At 53.4% G+C, this 483-nt stretch carries 1 pseudogene; it reads left to right on the plus strand.

Features of this window, described 5'->3' with window-relative positions:
- Nucleotides 1-21 precede the first annotated feature (21 nt).
- Nucleotides 22-483: pseudogene (locus RJ53_RS11520) on the plus strand (anaerobic ribonucleoside-triphosphate reductase); the annotation flags it as partial.

A 483-nucleotide genomic window follows, 5' to 3' on the forward strand; every position in this document is an offset into this window, starting at 1 on the left:
CGCTGAGAATTGCGGCACGCTATGCCGAAGGTCAGGACCTCGTTTGGCCACATGATGGACTGGGACCGGACAAAAATCGAGAACCAAATCCTTCAGGAGACACGGCTTGTCCAGACCTTTTATGGGAGGGAAGGGGCGGAGCGCGAGCTCGCCGAGCGGATTGCACTTGAAGTTGAAAACAGAATAAAAAAGCTTGGACTCACCTTTCTCTCAGGCCCTCTTATCCGTGAGATCATGAACATGACCCTCCTCGAAGAGGGGCTGGTCGACTACCGGAACGTCTGCACACGGGTCGGAACTCCTGTTTTTGATGCGCACCTGATCGATGTCGGCAGAGGGTTTGAGTCCAAGGATAACTCCAATCTTCAGGAGAATGCCGAAACTTCGCATAAGAAGAAGGCTGACAAGATCAGTAAGGAGCAGTATCTCCTCCAGCTCCCTCCGGAGTTGGCCGATCTTCACCTCACAGGAGAGGGTGAATCG

The organism is Methanocalculus chunghsingensis (genome assembly GCF_018132105.1).
GTDB classification, from domain to species: Archaea; Halobacteriota; Methanomicrobia; order Methanomicrobiales; family Methanocorpusculaceae; genus Methanocalculus; species Methanocalculus chunghsingensis.